The organism is Pedobacter sp. R-06 (assembly GCF_049913135.1).
In the GTDB taxonomy this organism is placed as follows: Bacteria; Bacteroidota; Bacteroidia; order Sphingobacteriales; family Sphingobacteriaceae; genus Pedobacter.
Genome location: NZ_CP183977.1, coordinates 2,220,940 through 2,236,558, shown reverse-complemented (window position 1 = coordinate 2,236,558; position 15,619 = coordinate 2,220,940). Strand labels below are relative to the sequence as shown.

Here is a 15,619-nt window from a genome sequence, read left to right as displayed (position 1 = left end):
ATACCCGTTTTATAAACTGAAGCCCCAGGCGATTCTGAAGCCTACAAAGTTGTTCGTATGATCGCAGTGGTAGAATTTGCCATTGCTTTCATAGCGTAATCCTGCATCGATATAGTTATTGTTGTGCAGATAAAATATCATTCCTGCCTGCGGCGCGTATACAAATGCAGCTTTTTTGCCCTCAACACAATTTGTTTTATTTAAAAGGAAGGAGAAACCTATTTCCGATTGCAGATAAAGGTTACTTCTGTAGAAATATTTTAAGCCTGCTTTAACTGGTACAAGCTGTAAATCATCAACCAACCGTGAATAATTACCTGATACAAACATGTTATTAAACCCGGTATTTACCGAAGCATATAAAATGCTTTCGGTAATGGGAAATTCTGCCTGAACGGAAACGCCAAGCGGCGCTTCGTACTTTTTGGCCAAATAGCCAGTAGCCAAACCTGTTTCGATACCAACTGAGTACCGAATACCTGTACCGCCATAAACCTGCGATTGTGCTTTGACACCTTGAAAAGCAAACAATGGTAACAGTAGAGTTAATGCGTTAATTGTTTTCATGATTTCGAAATTTTAGTGAATAGAAATCCATCACCATAAAGCGTGCTTATGGCGAATTTTTTAGAGAGATACTATAAAAAAGGGAGTGTTCACCGGAATGGTAAACCCTGAGAAGATACGAGTTCGAGATTAATTAAAATACCAGCAATGGTTTAAGAAATAGACCGATTGTTATTTCTTGGCATAGTATGATGTGCAACCGTTTCAGAAACACTCTTGTCTATGTTGTTATTGCTCAATATTTCATTGTATTTTTCAAGTAACTTGATGTATTTATTCATCCAGAAGTATACAGAATTCGCATCACCTTTGGTTTGATCCCCTGCATGTGCATCAAAAGCTTCATGGATATAGTTACTGTTTTTAGCAAAAGTTTCGGGTAATTCAACAGAAAAATCGTGACCGATTACGGTACCCACTTTCCAAATAATTTCAGGGTTTAGACTTTTCTGATCAAACCAATTGTAAATAGTTCTTCTACTTACATTCAATTTCCGGGATAATTCACTTATCCCCATTCTGTCTCTGCGTACAACACGCTCAAGAACTTGGCCTACATTTAAGCTCATAGCAGTTAATTTAATTTAAAATAAAACATTTAAATTCGATCAACAATCTGGGACGACGATTACTATTCAATGCAATTTAATAATTATTTCACGAACAAAAGTAAAATAATTTTAATAGGGTATTTTTACGGTAATTAATTGGCAACCAATAAGTCTAACTCTTCAAATCTTGAGTTATTACTGATGTAATCAGGTATAATTTCTTTCATTTTCTTCACCATATTCAGATCGTTACCATCGTTATTCAGTATAATCAGATCTTTAATAATCTGATTAACGTACAAATAATTGTAAGCTACTTTTTGTGATATCTTAATTTTTGGATGATGGGTGGGTATAATTTCTTCATCAATAAGCAAAAGTTCTTCATACAGCTTCTCTCCTGGCCTTAATCCTGTAAACACTATATCGACATCCACATAAGGGGTTAAACCCGCTAATTTGATCATATTTACAGCTAAATCGACAATCTTAACTGGCTTACCCATATCGAAAAGATATATCTCTCCTCCTTTGCCCATTGCTCCGGCTTCCATTACCAATTGAACGGCTTCCGGAATCGTCATAAAGTACCGGGTAATTTCAGGATCGGTTACCGTAATGGGACCTCTTTTTTCTATCTGGCTTTTAAATCTTGGAATAACAGAGCCATTTGAGCCCAAAACATTTCCGAAACGGGTGGTTACAAAACGGGTGCGCGAAGCTTGTGTGGTAATTTCGCCGGTTGATATAATCTCAGGACTGTTTAGCGACTGAATATAAATTTCGGCCAAACGTTTGGATGCTCCCATTACATTGGTTGGCTTAACAGCTTTATCGGTAGAAATCATTACAAACTTTTCTACACCAAATTCCATTGATATATCGGCCATGTTTTTAGTGCCCAGTACATTGGTTAAAATGGCTTCAGCTGGATTATTCTCCATCATAGGAACATGTTTGTAAGCCGCAGCATGGAAAACAATTTCAGGTTTATAGAGTTCGAATAATGTTCTGATCCGGTTTAAATTCTGCACATTGGCCATAAATATCTTCACGTTTGCATCCTGGAAGTTATCTTCGAGTTCGAGTTTTAAATCGTGAAGCGGTGTTTCTGCCTGATCGCATAGAATTACCGATTTAGGATTGTACTGTAAAGCCTGCCGAACAATCTCGGATCCAATGGAGCCCGCAGCACCTGTAACCAAAATGCATTTACCACTTAAATCTTTCAGGATATTCTTTTTATTGAGCTTAATCGGTTCACGTTCCAGCAAATCTTCAATTTTCAGGTCGCGTAATTGGTGCGAATCTAACTTGCCGTACAACCATTTATCTGACGGTGGCACCATAATTACTTTAATACCCTCGTTAACACAGATATCGATAATTTTCTTTTTGTTTAAAGTGTTTAATGCATCTTCTGCAAAAAGTATCTTTTTTATATTGTGTTTTTCTTTTAATAATGCTACTGAGCAAGAGTGGTATACTTTTTTCTGCTCGAGGTACTTATCAACGCGATCTCTGTTATCATCAATAAAACCGATAATATTCAGGTCAGAATCTCCATTCTGTTCTATTGCTTTTTTGATCAGGATAGCTTTTTTTTCCGATCCGTAGATCAGGATATTCTCTTTGGTTTCCGATTTGAGTTCTTTAAAAAAGAAAAACACACCTTTTACCAATATACGCATGAGAATAAGCAACGATGAGGAAATAAAAAAGTTCAATATCAATGCTTTATCCATTTGGTACCAAAGCAATTGAAAACGTTGCGAAAGTATTTTATTTACGCTCACGAAGAGTAAACTAGTTACAAAAACTGCGAGGAAAACCCTCAAAATATCTTCGGTATTGGAGTAACGTATAATACCGGTGTGTATTCTTAATGAAATGAAAACACCTGCAGCGATGGAACAATAAAGTGTCACATAAACAGCATTGCCTGAGTTAAAAACGTCGGTGTAGTTTAATGTATTGGTTAGTACAATGGATATAAACAATGTCCATACAACGATCATTTGATCAATCAATAAAATTAACCACCTTGAGTGTGCTCTGTCTGGAAAAAAGAAATTTTTCATAATTGAGAATCATTAAATATTTGTTTAAAGTTTATTGAGGTATCATTCTATAAAGAGGAAAGAAGTCAACATCTGTATGTATTTGGTTACCCGATTTTTCGACTAACTGATTGTAGACAGCCTTATTGGCAATAAAACGCCAACTTGAGTATGCTAAAACCATATTCGAAAAACCAAGCTTCCATTCAAAGAGCGAATCTTCTTTAAAACCAAGTCCGCCACCTAAATGATAGTATTTCATATTCCATTTGCGGCCTAACACACTAATTTCATCAACCAAAAATTTAGCTGGAGAATTTTTAAGATAATAAGCATTAGTGGCAATTAGGTGTCCTTCTATAATACCATTGGTACATATAATGATACTGCCACAAACTAAATCATCGTTCGAATAAACCAGGATTAACTTACAATCGAATTCTGTAGCGCGAATAAGCTTGGTAAAGTATTCTTCAGTAAAAAGATAAAAATCAGTAGCACTGATGCGGTTCATATTAGATTGATAGAGCTTCGTGAAAGCGGCAATATCTTCTTGAGCAGTAACTTCAACAGCAACATAACCAAACTTTCTACATTTCTTAATACTATCTCTGGTTGTTTGTCTATATTGTTTCCGCTGTTCTTCTATGTTTTGTTGTAAGTTAATGGCAACCGTTTTTCCATTTTCATATATGCCATCAGTTTTTTGTAACAGTATATTCTGATTAAAAAAAGGATGAAGCCGCGAAAAAACAGAAACATAACTCCCTTTATGTAAGAATGCTGAAAAAGCATTTAGAAAATTCCCTTTCAAACTGTCGCTCATATCGGTAAATTTCAGGTTAGAAACCGGACCTGAATATCCGTAAACGCAATGCAGATCGTAATAAGGCGTATCCTGGATTGCGCGTTCCAATAAAGGGATAGCGATAAAATTATTGACTTCGCAATACACAAATAAAATAGGTCTTCCATTGGTTGCCATAGCATGGTAATGCCAAGTATGATAAAAATCATAATCGGCAGCCAAGCTAATATACTTTACCCAATCATCCTTTTGTGTTAAAGTTAATTGCAAAGTGGTACCTGTAGCATTCAACATGTCCATTTATTAAAAAGAAATAATAATTAATTATGAAACAATAACAGGACTACGATAGAGTGGAAAAAAATCAACAGTCGAAAAAGGATCAAGCGATCTTTCGTTTAAAAGTGTATTGTATAATTCATTATTGGCTATATACCGCCAGCTATTAAATTCGAAACATAAACTAGAGAAACCCATCTTCCAGCCGAAAAGGCTATCTTCTTTAAAATTAACCCCGCCACCAAGGTTAAAATATTTATACCCCAATTGCCGGCCAATTACAGTAATTTCATCAGTTAATAATTTAGCTGGCGATTCGAAGAGGTAAGTGGTTCTGGTAGCCAAAAGATGCACCTGCATAATTTCATTTGTACAGACTACAATAGCGCCCGATATGGCTATCCCATCTTTATAAACCAAAAAAAGCTTGCTATCAAATTCATCAGAAGAAAGTAGCGCAACAAAATAGGCATTATTAAAAAGGTAATGGTCTTTTGCGCCTATGCGGATCATATTTTCGGTATATATTTCAGAAAATATGCTCGCATCATTAATGTCAGTAGAAATTCTGACTTCATAATCACGCTTTCGTAAACGCCTGATTTTTTCCTTTACGCTTTTTCGGTAACCCGCCCGTTGACTTTCAATGGTTGTGGTTAAATCGATAGCCACTGTTTTCCCATTGGCATATACTCCAGAAAACTTCTCCATTAACCTTTCCTGATTAAAAAATGGATGCAATCTGGAAAAAACGGTTACATTTTGACCAGTTTCAAGAAACGCTATGAATGTATTTTTAAAGCGTTCCATAAAATCATCGTCCAAAGCATTGAAGTCCATGTTTGAAATGGGCCCCGTATATCCATAAACCGATGTAAAGTCGAAAAAATCAGAACCGGGGATGTTCCTCTTCAAAAGTGGGAAGGCAATGTAATTCTCTCCTTCTTCATATACAAATAATATGGGCAAACCACTTTTATCTAAGGAGTGATAATACCAGGTGTGATAAAAATCGTAATGTAAAGCACGCCTTACATAGGCAGACCATTCTCGTTTATCATCAATTGTAATAATCTTTCTCATTTTGAGCTATTAAATTAGGGTAGATTTAAAGTAAATAGTTCAGTTTGCGGTAAATAAAACAGAGGAATTAATTACCATTTTTATGAAATCTTCCTGCTGCGAAACAGGTTGAAAACCTACTTTTTTATAAATAGAATAAGCAGCCAGGTTATCTGAATGTACTTCTAAGAAAATGTGTTTAAGGTTAAGGTTATAAAAGGCATATTTTAACAACATTAAAGAGGCGTTATAGCCTATGCCCTTTCCCCAGTATCTCTTTTCGCCAATAAAGAGGTGAAATTCTGCACTATCGTTTCTGATATCGAGCAACTGAATATTGCCAATGTATTCATTCGTGTTTTTTATGCAGATGGCAAAACGTTTTTCATTGGTCAGATTTAATTTGTTTAATAGCCATTGTTTTTCAACCTCGGCGGTAATTGGATCTTTTAACACAAATTTGGTATACGACCATACTTCAGGGTCGTTTCTCCATTTGTACGACACATCAGCATCTTTTAATGTTAATGGCCTTAAGTAAATCTGAGTGTTCATATGAGCGGTTTTAGAGCTTTAACAATTACTTTCATATCGGCTATACTATAGCGATGATCGATTGGTAGCGAAACAAGATGTTTAGCCAGAAAATATTCATAACTATCAACATGTGCCCATTCGTAAACATTAGGCCAATAGGTGGCTATAAATATTTTTTGATTGATGAGCTGCTGTTTAATAGACGGATCTTCCGCCAGGAGTGGGTAAACCATTGGCACATCTTCTCCTGAAAAATTTAGCCTCAGAATATTTTCCTGCCCAAGTTGCTCATCCAGATAAGCAAAGTTCTTTCTTCTGATATCGGCACACTTATCGTAATCGATGCTGGAAAGAATGGTTCTTGTTAATACCGACATCTTTTTGATTTCGTTATTGCACAGCTGCTTGTTGTTTTCTATGTAATCGGCATACCCTTCTTCAATATCGATATCAATACTTTTAATCAGGTGAGCGAACCGATCTGTTGATATATCCTGTTTTAAATTTAAACCCAATGTATTAGAGATATTAAGATAAGCACCGTCTGGTACGCCGAAAAACTTGCGGCATGAGTAGAAAGTGTCACAGTTGTTTACCGGCTTAGAAAAAAATGCCTGGGCATTATCTATAATCAGGTTCTTGATTTCTTTGGTTAGCTTTTTAACGGTTTCCGTTTTAAGTCCGAAGTAATTGGTGTAAAGTAAGCAGCAATGTTCGCCTATTTCAAAATCTATTACCGGATCTAAATCTTCGTCTATATGATAAAAGTGATACTGTACGTTTAATTTTTGGAGCGGTTCTAGCAAAACCTCGCAGGTGTAGTATGGAAGATATATGGTGGAGTACTTTCTTGTCCTTAACACATACTCCAATGCATTTCTACCTGTGTTAAGTGCAATTAAATCTGGGTAATAAACTTCACCTTTTGATAATTCGAGCGGGATGTAGCCACCAATAGTTTTGGGGGAGTGCGTTTCTTTTTCCATCGTTTTATTCCCTACCCTTGATCTGCTTTATACATTCTGTTTTCTACAGGTCTGTAATATTCCTGTAAACTGGCCGGTACCCTGGCATTGTAACCAATAATCTGCCTTAAATCGCTGTCAATTTTTTCGCCAAATTCATATCCTAAAAATCTGGGATAATCGAACTGTTGTTTAATGTAAGGTTTGGTAAAACCTAAGGTTAAGGCCCTACGCTGTTTCCGGGTGAAATTAATCCCTCCTGCATGCCAGATATTGGAATCGAATAATATAATACTTCCCTTTTTGGCAATAGCCTGTTTAGCGAAAGCTTTAAAGTGTTTTTCTTCGGGTTTGATATCTAATTTATGTGAGCCCGATAAAAAGTGCGTGGCGCCATTAAAAATGGTAAAATCATCGAGCACAATAATCATCTGAATCATAAACTTAGATTCAGAAGAAAATGTACGTACATCGCGATGGATATTTTGGATATAGGATTTGCTGTTTTTAGTGTTAATTACCCCATTTATCCCATTAAGAATGTAATTTCCGCCCAAAAAATCACGGATTTCTCTGTGGCAGTACAACTTACTCAGAAGCTCAATAGCGAAATTATCTTTCTCGAGCAAGTGATGTAATGTTCCCTCCATATTTTCTTCAATTCCATTTAAAACCTGTATTTCTCTTCTTAACAGATAAGAAGTTTCGAAACCTGTGGTTATTTCAGAAATTAATTTCTGATTGATTGCCTTTTCATATACAACCCATCCATACTCATCAATAGCTTCCCTAAAGTCGGCTAAAGTGGCTCGTTTGTAAATAAATGTATTGTTCACAATTTTAGGTTTAGTTTATTTATTTGGTTAGTTTAGTGCTTGATGTGTAAAGGGTGGTTAAGCCTGTAAACGCATAATTTTAAAGAGTTCTGCATTTACGATATTCACATCAAATTTTGTTTTTGCAAATTCATGTCCTTTGTTTCCAAAAGCAATAATATCATCACGGTTATTAATAAAATATTCCATTTTATTAGCTAATGCATCAACATCTTTAACCGGAATAAGAAATCCATTGGCCTGCGTAGGATCGTTATTAACGGTTTCACGGCATCCTACAGAGTCGCAGGTAATTATAGCCCTGCCTATGGCCATTCCTTCTAGCACACAGCGTGGAACGCCTTCTCCGTAATAAGAAGGAAGTACCATTACCGAAGAGCGCTCAATATCTGGCCGCACATCATCAACCTGCCCTATATATTGAATGGTATCTCCACTCGCAATTTTTTGATACAGCTCGGGTGCAATGGCGTCGATATTCAGATCGTATGGTCCAATGAGTTTAAAAACGGCTTGTGGAAACCGTTGTTTAATTAATTTAGCGGCATCGTAATATTCTTTAATGCCTTTTGCATTAATAAGCCGTGATACCATTAAAAAGGTTATGGGCGAGGTACTTGGTTTAGTATAGTGATAATGACTTAAGTCTACACCCGATCCGTTTACCACGTAAACCTGGTGTTTTTTATTCAGGATCTTCAGATCGATTAAACGTTGAGAATCGTCCTTGTTCTGAAAAATTATATTTAACCGCGGATTGGGTTTCAGACTCAGTTTTAATAATAATCTTGTTATTTTAACAATTAGTTTATTACTGGCAGAATTATCGGTAAAGTTATATCCCAAACCGGTAAGCATGGGGGCAATTAATTTAACCTTGCATATTTTAGCTAAAAAAGAGCCATAAATAACAGGTTTAAAGGTGTAAGGAAAAAAAATATCAGGTTTTATTTGCCTGATGAGTTTATACAACGAAAAGATAAACCTTAAATCGGATAAGATAGAAACGTTACTACCATCTAATTTACTTTCGTAGGTAATCACATTTAGTTCTTTCAGTTTACTTCGAACCGCTTCTTGTTCAATTTTAGGTGTAAACACATAAACCTGGTTATGTTGCTGCATTTTTTCGATCAGCTTGCCTCTAAAATCGAGCAGTGATCTGGAAGAGTCGCAGACGATAAAAATCTTTTTCCTCGTTATATTCATCATGTCAAAATTTTAATTTAAACTGCAAAGCCACCTATCCAGGTGGCTTATTGCAGAAAAAATATGAAGGTTTTGGTTTACCTATCTGGCACCAGCATTTGCCGTAACAATTGCAGGCACACTCGCCGCATCGTTAAGGAATGATTTGTAATCATACTCTGGAACCCAGGTAGAAACTGCCGTCGTTATATTGTTTGCACCACATTTATCGTAAATGTTGGTGGTAATACCGCTAAAATATCCTTCCGGATCACTTGCCACTTTTGTAGTTAATGGTTTAACACAATTTAAGAAATACTCATTATCTGTTCTTACTATACCGCCTGCTCTTGTACCGATTGAGTAACCTGAGTTGTTAAGGTGATAGTTGTTAAACATGTGTACACTGCCGTAATTCATTGATGGTTCTCTTTCGGTAACATTATACCACATGTTGTGGTGCATGGTTACGTGCAATTTGCCTTTATCTGCCTCGTGACCTTCGATACCGCCACTAATTAGTACCGATAGGTTGGTATCATGAAACTTACTCCAGGAAACCGTTACATAATCAGATTCTCTGGTAATGGTAATGTCCTTACCCCAATATTCCCAACCATGAGTACGATCTGTAGAGAAATCGCAATGATCTACCCAGATATGGTGAGCAGCTTCTTTAATTTGTACTGCTGCCTGTTCTACGTAATTTTTAAAGGTGATATTCTGGATTATAATGTTACTTACCGTATAAATAAACAGATTCACACCTTCAATAACAGCACCAGATCTACCAATAATAGATTTGTTTGATTTTACATATACAATATCCTTACCAGCGCCTTTAATGGTACCACTTACATAAATAGTACGTGTAATGTTATCACCAACAGCTGCTTTTAATTGATCAAGTGTTGTTACTGTAGTTTCGACACCGCCCTGACCACCTGTTGTTTTACCATTAACCAAAGCATAACCTACCAAGGCAGCATTAATAGTTATATTTGTAGGTGGAGTTATCGTTTCTGCCGGAGGTATAGCTGCACTGGTGCCCCCCATTACATAAGTATAAGAACGGCCGTTTGTTCTTGGGTCTGTATTATCCGATGCTGAAAATATTACCGTAGTACCCCAATGGCTAAACCTTCCTTTACCTAAATTCCTAATGTCATCGTGTACACTATGGGCAGGGCCAAGTTCTACTCCGTTTTCAAATAATCTTAAAACCGATTGTTCTTTCGAAGTAGCATTGTCACCGCCAGAAATGGATTGTGAAATTTTATATGCATAACCTCCTTCAGACTTTACTCCTATCAGGCTTAATTTACCTGTACTGCCACTGGTGGCGGCTAATACTGAGGTTGAATCGCTTGAAAACAATTCTGTACTGTCGGCTAATGTGTCATTAGCATTCACACTTTTTTTACAATTACTAAAGAAGATAATTGTCGTTAACATTAAACCAATTAAACTCACTTTTTTAAACAATTTTGCCATTCTCTGCATTTTTTATTTTTTTTAAATTTACAACTTAACGCTATATGCGATAAATGAGTATATCTAATAAAATGCAGTTAAAACGCTGATAATTAAATAATAGGCTTAATATTCGACATTACCTATACTGTAAACCAATTGCTTACAGATAGTAAAATGACAGTTTAATAATTCAGTTTAATAAGATTTATTATACAACTAGTTTACATAGTCATGACAAACTAAATTGCCACAACGGTTGTTTTTTGAACCAACTGTAAATTTGGGTGATAAAATGTTGTAAACCAGTTTACAAAATTCTTTACACCTTTGTGAACTGAAACAGATGGTTCATAATTTAACAGGTTTTTTAAATCATCTATATCTGCAGAAGTTTCTGCCACATCACCATCTTGCATGGGCATAAATATCTTTTGCGCGGTTAATCCGGTTTCTTTTTCAATTTCTTCAACAAAGTCTAACAGGTTAACTGGCGCTCCTCTCCCAATATTAAATACGGCAAAAGGTGCAGCAGATGTAGCTGGATCAGGGTTTTGGTTATTCCAGTTTGGATTTGCCTGTGCCGGTTGATCAAAAACCCTTACAATACCTTCAATAATATCATCTACATAGGTAAAATCTCTTTTCATTTCACCGTTATTAAAAACTTCTATGGGCTTTCCTTCCAAAATTGCTTTTGTAAATAAGAACAAAGCCATATCTGGGCGGCCCCAAGGGCCATAAACTGTAAAGAAACGTAAACCTGTGGTTGGTAGATTAAATAAATGGCTATAAGCATGTGCCATTAATTCATTGCTTTTTTTCGAAGCGGCATATAATGAAACCGGGTGGTCTACATTATCATGGGCTGAAAATGGCATTTTTTTATTTAATCCATAAACACTGGAAGAACTGGCATATAATAAATGGCCAACTTTAAAATGACGGCTACACTCCAGGATATTTAAAAAACCTTTAATGTTTGCTTCTATGTAGGCATCTGGATTAGTTAAACTGTAACGCACACCTGCCTGAGCGGCCAAATTACAAACCGCATCGAACTGATAGGTTTTAAAACAGTTTTCTAAACTCTCTTTATCGCAGATATCCAACTTTATGAAAGTGTAATTTTCATATCTACCACTTACCTGAGGAAGTCCGTAAACCAAATCGGTATGGTTAATACCAGTTTGAGCCAAGCGGGCGTGTTTTAGATTTACATCATAATAATCGTTGATGTTATCAATACCAACAACAACATCTCCTCTTTCCAATAAGCGTTTTGCCAAATGGAAACCAATAAATCCGGCTGTACCGGTAATTAAAATTTTCATAAAATTTAAGTTTGAGAAACAGTTAAGAATGGCCTCAAAAAAGGCTTGATTGTTTGTTTTTTAGGATACAGCAAAGCATCCCATCAGAAAATGCGGTAATGGTTTGTTTATATTTTGGGCTTAGTTTTGGTGCTGCAAAGCGTTTAAAATAGATTGAGCAAATATTTCTGGCCTGCGACTGTACAAATATTTCATCGCCATTTCAGAATTTTGGGGTTGGTTTTGCTTTAATTTTTTGCCCATCGCTTCTGCAAGGGCTTCTACATTATTTGCCTCTACTTTGGTAATAGCCGGAATTTCGCTGATGCCTCCTGCGCAAAGTGTAGAAACTACTGCGCTGTTTACCGACATCATTTCTAAAAGCACATTCGGAAAACCTTCTTTTATAGATGATACTACGCAAAGTTTGGCCTGTTTAAAATAAGGGGCCGGATTATCTATCTGTCCCTTTAAAAAAACCGAATCGCTTAAATTATTTTCCTGAATAATGTTGCTTAATAATGCTCTTTCTTTTCCCTCTCCCAGTACGAGTAATTTAAGTTTAGGATGTTCGTGCTTAATCAGTTTAAAAGCTTTTATCAGAACCTGAAATCCTTTTTCGGGGATCAACCTTCCTGCAGAACAGATAAAATCTAGTTTTGCGTCGCCATTAATTAAAGGCTGGACAGATTTAGCAATGATCTTATTAAAATCGACGGGATTAGGTTGAACCAATATTTTGTGGTTCAATAAAAATCTATTGTGGTCAAGCAGCTGAATTTTCATTATCGCAGTTTGGCAAACCACTAAATCTACAGCCGGATAACCCATGCGATAAATGATTTGATAAATGCGTTTTTTAATTCCGGTGAAACGGGTAAAAACAGAAGTACATTCGCGTACAATTAATTTCGATCTGAGATACCCTATCCGTTTCAAAAAACCCAAAAAAGCATTTAGATACGGGTGTGTGCTCATTACCACATCATCCTTTTTATATTTTCGAAGTAACGGTATCAGTTTTACAAAACCCCAAAAAATTGCTTTCTTGGAAAGATATCTTTTGGGAATACCTTCAGAAATTTTAAGTCCTGTAAAAGCATGTTTTTTTAAAAAATACATTTCGCCATTAACAGCGGTCGCCATCATCAGCAGCACATTTTCAGCACCATTGGGGGCGTCGGTTAACGAAATGAAAATCATTCTTTGTACTGGTGTGTTCATTTCGAATGGTGAATTATCTTTTTTTAAAATTTCGAACAATTTTTTTAAATGGCATTATCCAGCTCAATACTTTCCGCTTGCCATCTATTACAATAATGTTATTGGCGAAACTGATGTTGTGGAGCCCTTTGCTGTAAGGTTTATCTGGTAATATTTCGAATTTATAGGCAGTTTTAAATTCTTTTTCGTTAAGTGTTTCAATTTCATTGATGATAATTGAGCCTCCGTAGTGGTTAATGGGATTTTGTGTTGGTCGATAGAGTGATTTACCAACTTTAAATAAACTCCCAGCAGCCCTACAATGCTCTTTTTCTACAGGAATAGGGTTCTGGTAATGCCCGGTGTACTGACCGTTTAAGGTTTTTGAATGATAAATGTACAGGAGATCTTGATCTCCGGATACACTGGTAAAAAGCCAGTATTTATTTTCGTAATAAATAACAGAACTATCTACAAAAGCTTTTCCGCTAACCAGTACTTTTATTTTGGTTAACCGGCTTGGATTTTCCTGATCAACCTGATAGAGTGCTATTTCTTTCGCTTCTGACGTTTCCGGAATGCAGTATAAACAACCATTCTCTTCAATGAGATAAGGATAAGATAAATGGATCGCATCGGGCTTTATGCCCTGCACTTTCTTCTTGTTTTTGAAGTCGAACCCATCAATCATCATAATCTCGCCCTTCCCTTTCCAAAAATCCAGTTCTTCGTAATAGATCCTTGGTGCGTCATTTATACTCACCACAAAAGGATCAGCCGCATAATCGATATTATCTTCCTGTAACCAGTTTATCGCCGTACCAAGCTTTTTTGTGCTGATCAGCTCTTCAGGCGTTTGATAAACAAAACCAATGTTCCATTTATCAGCTGCGAATATTTTATTAAAGAGGTTAACTGTTATATTCATCTTATTATGCTACTAATGAAACTTTATCTGCAGTCGATTTATTTTTAATTAACCATTGAGAGAGCACCAGCAATTTCCAGATCTGTGGATACCTGTTCCACTTTCCAGTCATATGTTCATTGATAATTTCTTGTGTTCTTTTTACGTGGATACCTGGAATATTTTTCAAATTATCAGCCGATAAATTATCCATCACATAATCTTTTAATTCATTTCTGAACCAGTGCTGAAAAGGCATGGTAAAGCCAGCTTTTGGCCTATCGAACATATGCGCAGGAACGCGATCGAACAATAAATCTTTTAATATCCGTTTTTGGTTTCCATTGGCGTATTTAAATGCTGTTGGCAGGCTTCTAGAAAACTCAATTACCCGATAATCCATTAAAGGAGAACGCGATTCAAGCGAAAAGGCCATTGAAGCACGGTCTACTTTCGTATTGATATCGCCATTTAGATAGGTTTTAATATCAAAATCAGAAATCCGTTCTAATAAAGGTTTAGCTGGATTGGTTAAAATATGCATCAATGGATTATACTTGGCCAGATCGGGTTGTTTTACCCATGAGTTTTCCATGTTGCCAAACATCTTTACATATAATTTTTCTACGTCTTCCATAGAAATGCCCATGGCAATTAATTTATGGCGATAGCTCGGCGATTGATTAATTAAGCCTGCCAATGCTTTTCGAATGCCATGTGGTGCATAGAACAGACCGTTTACCTGTTTAATCCATTTGTAACGGTGGTACCCTAAAAAAGCTTCGTCGCCAGCATCGCCACTTAATGCAACAGTTACATGTTTCCTGGTATTTTTACTGAGCAACATGGTAGGTATAGCACTCGAATCGGCAAAAGGCTCGTCGTAAAAACGGTTAAAGTTTTCAATCAATTCAATACCATCATTGTAATTACACTCAATGGTATAATGATCGGTACCTAGGTGTTTAGCAACCTGACTGGCATAAGCACTTTCATCGAAACCTTTTTCATTAAATTTTATAGAGAACGTTTTAACATGGTCGATTTCTTTTGTGGCCAAAGCAGCAATTAAGGAAGAATCTATACCTCCTGATAAAAATACGCCCAATGGTACATCTGCATTCATCCTGATTTTAACCGCATCGGCCAAAATAAGCGCTAGAGCTTCTTTAGCTTCTTCATAACTTCCATCAAATTTGTTCTTCCAGCCATAATCTAAAGTCCAGTATTCGGTAATTTTAATCTTATGGGATTTAAGATCGTATTTAAAATAGTTAGCTGCAGGCAACTGTTTCACCTCTGCATAAATAGACTGAGGCTCTGGCACATAACCCCAAATTAAATATTCGCTAATAGCTTTTTCGTTAACACTTAGATCCCGATCTATGTTGATTTGTGAGGGTTGACTTGCAAATTCGAACGATAGATGATCGTGCGCATAGTAAAAAGGTTTTTTGCCAAAGCGATCTCTGGCACCAAACAGCTCGTTCTTATGGGTGTCGTAAATCACAAAAGCAAACATCCCGTTAAAGCGCGTTAAACAATCTGCACCATATTCGAGATAAGCGGCACATATTACTTCAGTATCGGAACTGGTGTTAAACTGGTAATTTTTCCGTTCCATATCTTTTCTAATGTCTTTATAATTGTATATTTCTCCGTTAAAAACAATATGGAGGTGCATATACGAAAACGGCTGATTGGAGCGTGCATCCAGATCGATAATTGCCAATCTATTGTGTGCAAAAATAACCTGATCGTAACGTTGAACGCCTGTATAATCTGGTCCCCGAAAACTGATTCTTGCCATTTTCTCACGGATAGTTCCGTTTGAGTAAGGTATGGTTGTGCCGTATATTCCACACATAGC

14 protein-coding genes are annotated in these 15,619 nt (G+C 36.3%); all 14 read right to left on the bottom strand.

The genetic code is table 11. The features are described 5' to 3' along the window. Window positions 1-9 precede the first annotated feature (9 nt). On the bottom strand, window positions 10-567 hold the full coding sequence (locus ACN9MR_RS09180; protein ID WP_426329366.1) for a hypothetical protein: 558 nt from the start codon (window positions 565-567) through the stop codon (window positions 10-12). Window positions 568-719: 152 nt separating this feature from the next. Continuing rightward, window positions 720-1,136, bottom strand: coding sequence for a helix-turn-helix domain-containing protein (locus tag ACN9MR_RS09175; protein WP_426329364.1), 417 nt, complete (start codon window positions 1,134-1,136; stop codon window positions 720-722). A 134-nt stretch (window positions 1,137-1,270) separates the two neighbouring features. Next, window positions 1,271-3,199 (bottom strand): polysaccharide biosynthesis protein, encoded by a 1,929-nt coding sequence (locus tag ACN9MR_RS09170; RefSeq protein ID WP_426329362.1) that lies wholly within the window; start codon window positions 3,197-3,199, stop codon window positions 1,271-1,273. A 31-nt stretch (window positions 3,200-3,230) separates the two neighbouring features. Next, entirely contained in the window at window positions 3,231-4,286 is a 1,056-nt protein-coding gene (locus ACN9MR_RS09165) for a GNAT family N-acetyltransferase (protein ID WP_426329360.1), read from the bottom strand. A 24-nt stretch (window positions 4,287-4,310) separates the two neighbouring features. After that, complete coding sequence (locus ACN9MR_RS09160) at window positions 4,311-5,348, bottom strand: GNAT family N-acetyltransferase (RefSeq protein WP_426329358.1); 1,038 nt, start codon at window positions 5,346-5,348, stop codon at window positions 4,311-4,313. 39 nt (window positions 5,349-5,387) lie between these two features. Further along, window positions 5,388-5,882, bottom strand: a complete 495-nt coding sequence (locus ACN9MR_RS09155; RefSeq protein WP_426329356.1) for a GNAT family N-acetyltransferase — start codon at window positions 5,880-5,882, stop codon at window positions 5,388-5,390. Beyond that, window positions 5,879-6,850 (bottom strand): hypothetical protein, encoded by a 972-nt coding sequence (locus ACN9MR_RS09150; protein WP_426329354.1) that lies wholly within the window; start codon window positions 6,848-6,850, stop codon window positions 5,879-5,881. Before ACN9MR_RS09150 ends, ACN9MR_RS09155 begins: the two co-directional genes overlap by 4 nt. Before the next feature lie 11 nt (window positions 6,851-6,861). Beyond that, window positions 6,862-7,665: a phytanoyl-CoA dioxygenase family protein gene (locus tag ACN9MR_RS09145; RefSeq protein WP_426329352.1), complete on the bottom strand. Its 804-nt coding sequence runs from the start codon at window positions 7,663-7,665 to the stop codon at window positions 6,862-6,864. 57 nt (window positions 7,666-7,722) lie between these two features. Beyond that, a complete protein-coding gene (locus tag ACN9MR_RS09140; RefSeq protein ID WP_426329350.1) occupies window positions 7,723-8,877 on the bottom strand; it encodes a glycosyltransferase family 4 protein in 1,155 nt (384 codons plus the stop codon). 78 nt (window positions 8,878-8,955) lie between these two features. Next, entirely contained in the window at window positions 8,956-10,356 is a 1,401-nt protein-coding gene (locus tag ACN9MR_RS09135; protein ID WP_426329348.1) for a pectate lyase family protein, read from the bottom strand. A gap of 212 nt (window positions 10,357-10,568) precedes the next feature. Further along, window positions 10,569-11,660 (bottom strand): NAD-dependent epimerase, encoded by a 1,092-nt coding sequence (locus ACN9MR_RS09130; RefSeq protein ID WP_426329346.1) that lies wholly within the window; start codon window positions 11,658-11,660, stop codon window positions 10,569-10,571. Between the two features lie 120 nt (window positions 11,661-11,780). Continuing rightward, complete coding sequence (locus tag ACN9MR_RS09125) at window positions 11,781-12,863, bottom strand: glycosyltransferase (protein ID WP_426329344.1); 1,083 nt, start codon at window positions 12,861-12,863, stop codon at window positions 11,781-11,783. Window positions 12,864-12,876: 13 nt separating this feature from the next. Beyond that, complete coding sequence (locus tag ACN9MR_RS09120) at window positions 12,877-13,770, bottom strand: glucosamine inositolphosphorylceramide transferase family protein (protein WP_426329342.1); 894 nt, start codon at window positions 13,768-13,770, stop codon at window positions 12,877-12,879. A 4-nt stretch (window positions 13,771-13,774) separates the two neighbouring features. After that, window positions 13,775-15,616, bottom strand: a complete 1,842-nt coding sequence (asnB, locus tag ACN9MR_RS09115) for an asparagine synthase (glutamine-hydrolyzing) (RefSeq protein ID WP_426329340.1) — start codon at window positions 15,614-15,616, stop codon at window positions 13,775-13,777. Window positions 15,617-15,619: the final 3 nt, after the last annotated feature.

Coding starts and splice junctions, on each gene's coding strand:
- ACN9MR_RS09180 (WP_426329366.1), bottom strand. CDS start 567: ATGAAAACAATTAACGCATTAACTCTACTGTTACCATTGTTTGCTTTT.
- ACN9MR_RS09175 (WP_426329364.1), bottom strand. CDS start 1,136: ATGAGCTTAAATGTAGGCCAAGTTCTTGAGCGTGTTGTACGCAGAGAC.
- ACN9MR_RS09170 (WP_426329362.1), bottom strand. CDS start 3,199: ATGAAAAATTTCTTTTTTCCAGACAGAGCACACTCAAGGTGGTTAATT.
- ACN9MR_RS09165 (WP_426329360.1), bottom strand. CDS start 4,286: ATGGACATGTTGAATGCTACAGGTACCACTTTGCAATTAACTTTAACA.
- ACN9MR_RS09160 (WP_426329358.1), bottom strand. CDS start 5,348: ATGAGAAAGATTATTACAATTGATGATAAACGAGAATGGTCTGCCTAT.
- ACN9MR_RS09155 (WP_426329356.1), bottom strand. CDS start 5,882: ATGAACACTCAGATTTACTTAAGGCCATTAACATTAAAAGATGCTGAT.
- ACN9MR_RS09150 (WP_426329354.1), bottom strand. CDS start 6,850: ATGGAAAAAGAAACGCACTCCCCCAAAACTATTGGTGGCTACATCCCG.
- ACN9MR_RS09140 (WP_426329350.1), bottom strand. CDS start 8,877: ATGATGAATATAACGAGGAAAAAGATTTTTATCGTCTGCGACTCTTCC.
- ACN9MR_RS09135 (WP_426329348.1), bottom strand. CDS start 10,356: ATGCAGAGAATGGCAAAATTGTTTAAAAAAGTGAGTTTAATTGGTTTA.
- ACN9MR_RS09130 (WP_426329346.1), bottom strand. CDS start 11,660: ATGAAAATTTTAATTACCGGTACAGCCGGATTTATTGGTTTCCATTTG.
- ACN9MR_RS09125 (WP_426329344.1), bottom strand. CDS start 12,863: ATGAACACACCAGTACAAAGAATGATTTTCATTTCGTTAACCGACGCC.
- ACN9MR_RS09120 (WP_426329342.1), bottom strand. CDS start 13,770: ATGAATATAACAGTTAACCTCTTTAATAAAATATTCGCAGCTGATAAA.
- asnB (WP_426329340.1), bottom strand. CDS start 15,616: ATGTGTGGAATATACGGCACAACCATACCTTACTCAAACGGAACTATC.